Source organism: Exilibacterium tricleocarpae (genome assembly GCF_007004655.1).
GTDB lineage: Bacteria > Pseudomonadota > Gammaproteobacteria > Pseudomonadales > Cellvibrionaceae > Exilibacterium > Exilibacterium tricleocarpae.
This window is the reverse complement of sequence record NZ_ML660141.1, coordinates 1-2,639: the sequence shown is the minus strand read 5'-3', so window position 1 is coordinate 2,639 and position 2,639 is coordinate 1. Positions and strand designations below refer to the sequence as shown.

Annotated in this window: 4 protein-coding genes; all 4 read left to right on the top strand. The window is 50.8% G+C overall.

The window, feature by feature from the left end:
• On the top strand, positions 1 to 348 hold a 348-nt coding region (gene tnpA / locus FKG94_RS28475), incomplete at its 5' end, for an IS66 family insertion sequence element accessory protein TnpA (RefSeq protein ID WP_246125470.1).
• Positions 335 to 682 carry an IS66 family insertion sequence element accessory protein TnpB gene (gene tnpB, locus FKG94_RS29690; RefSeq protein ID WP_425460074.1) on the top strand — a complete coding sequence of 116 codons (348 nt, stop codon included), beginning with the start codon at positions 335 to 337 and terminating at the stop codon, positions 680 to 682. The genes tnpA and tnpB, both read left to right, overlap by 14 nt.
• A gap of 25 nt (positions 683 to 707) precedes the next feature.
• Positions 708 to 2,333, top strand: coding sequence for an IS66 family transposase (gene tnpC / locus FKG94_RS28465; RefSeq protein ID WP_179957857.1), 1,626 nt, complete (start codon positions 708 to 710; stop codon positions 2,331 to 2,333).
• Positions 2,323 to 2,592 (top strand): transposase, encoded by a 270-nt coding sequence (locus FKG94_RS28460; RefSeq protein ID WP_142930339.1) that lies wholly within the window; start codon positions 2,323 to 2,325, stop codon positions 2,590 to 2,592. The genes tnpC and FKG94_RS28460 overlap by 11 nt, the downstream gene beginning before the upstream one ends.
• The last annotated feature ends 47 nt before the right edge of the window (positions 2,593 to 2,639 follow it).

The following is a 2,639-nucleotide window of genomic DNA, read 5'->3' as shown; positions in this document are numbered from 1 at the left end:
CGCAATACACTGGCCTCTACATCAAAGGAGGCACACATGACCCCAACGACAGAACCAAAGAAGTATCGCACGGCAGAGCAATGGCAAACCTTAGTCGACCAGTTTAAGGACTCCGGCCTGAGCACCAAGAAGTTCTGCGCTAACCACGGCATCGGATACGCGAACTTTTGCAACTGGCGGCGCAGACTATCAACCCCCGATACTGATCAACCTAAATCTCTCGGTTCGACGCCCCAGTTTATTGATTTAGGGTCGCTTGATCGACCAGGACAGCGGCGATGGGATATTATCCTCAAGCTGGGCAATGGCGTTGAATTGTGTCTGAGTCAGAGCTGTGTTTCTGCCTGAACCCAATGTTTGTATCTGGCTGTGTACAAGTCCTGTCGATATGAGAAAAAGCTATGACGGCCTCAGCGCGCTGGTGTCCAAGCAGCTACAGGAAAACCCTCTAAGCGGCCAACTATTCGTCTTCATTAACAAGCGAAAAACGCATATGAAGATTCTTTACTTCGACGATTCCGGTTACTGCATTTGGTGTAAGCGCCTCGAGCAGGGGCAGTTTAACTTTCGCACATCAGCTCAAGGAAAACGCCAGATCGATTGGGCCCAGCTACGATTATTGCTGGACGGAATCGAGGTTAAGAGAATACGACAATATAAGCGTTATTCACACCCGAAGTAAGTGATTGTCAGGTATAATTCTCGCCATGGAAAACACGGTTTCAGCTGCCAAGAATGCTCAGAACCTGCCACCGAGCATAGCGTCGGAGCTAGCGCAGCTGCGCGAGGAAAATGGGCGACTCAAGCAGAGAGTCGCCTGGTTCGAACGCCAGGTGTTCGGACAAAAGTCAGAAAAGCGCTCCGTCGAAAACCCGCATCAAGGTAGCCTGCTTGGCAGCACGGTGAAAACCAAACCTGTGGCGGAGGATAAGGTTCGGGTCAGCTATCTGAGAGGGAAAGCCAAGAAGCGGCGTCCGGGTGATTGTGCCACTGATGCAGGTTTACGTTTCAGCGAAGATGTGCCCGTTGAGATTGTAAAAGTTACCCCGCCGGAGCTCAGCGGCGATGACGCCGATCAGTACGAAGTGATTGATACCAAGGTCAGTCACAAGTTGGCTCAACGCCCAGCGAGCTATGTGGTATTGCAATACGAAATCCCTGTATTCAAGCGTAAAGATGCTTTGACTACTGGTGGGAATTCGTCTGCGTTGGTGACCACTGCAATGCCTGATCAGGTATTCGACGGCAGTATCGCTGACGTGAGTGTTTTGGTTGGGCTTCTTGTCGACAAGTTCTGCTACCATCTGCCACTTCACCGTCAACATCAGCGTATGGCGCAAGCGGGAGTAACGCTGGCGAGATCGACACTGACCAACTGGATAAGGCGCTCGATTGAGCTGCTTCGCCCTGTCGTTGAGGCGCAATTGCAGCATGTATTGCACAGTAAGATCTTGGCGATGGACGAAACGCCGATAAAAGCGGGAAAGAAACACAAAGGCAAAATGCAACAGGCGTATTTTTGGCCGATCTATGGTGACGATCATGAAGTGGTCTTTACCTTCAGTAACAGCCGGGCGCGAAAACACATTGAGCAAGTGATCGGAAAATCGTTCGAGGGTACATTGCTCACCGATGGCTATGCTGCCTATGCTCGATATGCCCAGCAGAGTGAGGGCGTCACTCATGCGCAATGCTGGGTGCATACTCGACGTAAACTCATAGAGGCTGAAGAGAGTGATCCGGAGGCTGTCAGCGAAGCCCTGGAAATGATTGCACGCCTGTATCAGGTTGAAAAGCATATCCGCATACAAAGCCTTCAGAGTGAAGACAAACGACAGTGTCGACTGAACAGCAGCAAGCCAGTAGTCGATGAGTTCTTTGCCTGGTGCACAGCGCAGTGCCATAGAGTCGAGTTGACACCCACACACCCGTTGAGCAAAGCCTTAAGATACGCACTAAATCGCGAGCAAGCGTTGAGAGTTTTCTTGGAAGACCCTGACTTGCCCATGGACACCAATCACCTGGAGCGGGAGATCCGACCCGTTCCACTCGGGCGGCGCAACTGGCTTTTTTGCTGGACAGAGCTAGGGGCTGAACACGTGGGTATTATCCAAAGCTTGATTAGCACCTGCAAACTGCAGGGCGTTAATCCTCATGCTTACCTGACTGATGTACTGCAGAGGGTTGCGATACATCCGTCAAGCCGAGTCACGGAGCTAACGCCACGAGTATGGCGAGAACGATACGCCGGCAATCCTATGAAGTCTGTGTTGGACCGAAGTACACCCCTTTGCCAACTGGACGCCCCTCAGAGGAGTCACTATGCGCATTGAAGACATGACCCTGGATCAGCTATTGGATCTCAACGAAGTCATTTGCGAGCGAATAGATTATCTACGCGCAAAGCAAGACCAGGATGTTATGAAAACGCTATGTGTGGGCAATCAGGTTCGCTTCGCAAATAAAGAAGGCAGTACAGAGTTTGGCATCGTTATCAAAATTAATCGGAAAACAGTGATAGTTCTCACCAAAGACCAAAGGCAATGGAAGATGCCACCAGGGATGTTGACGGTTGTTAAGGACGTAAACTGATACCAGGGAGATCGCTGTGTCAATTATGTCAGGGAATGAACGCTAAC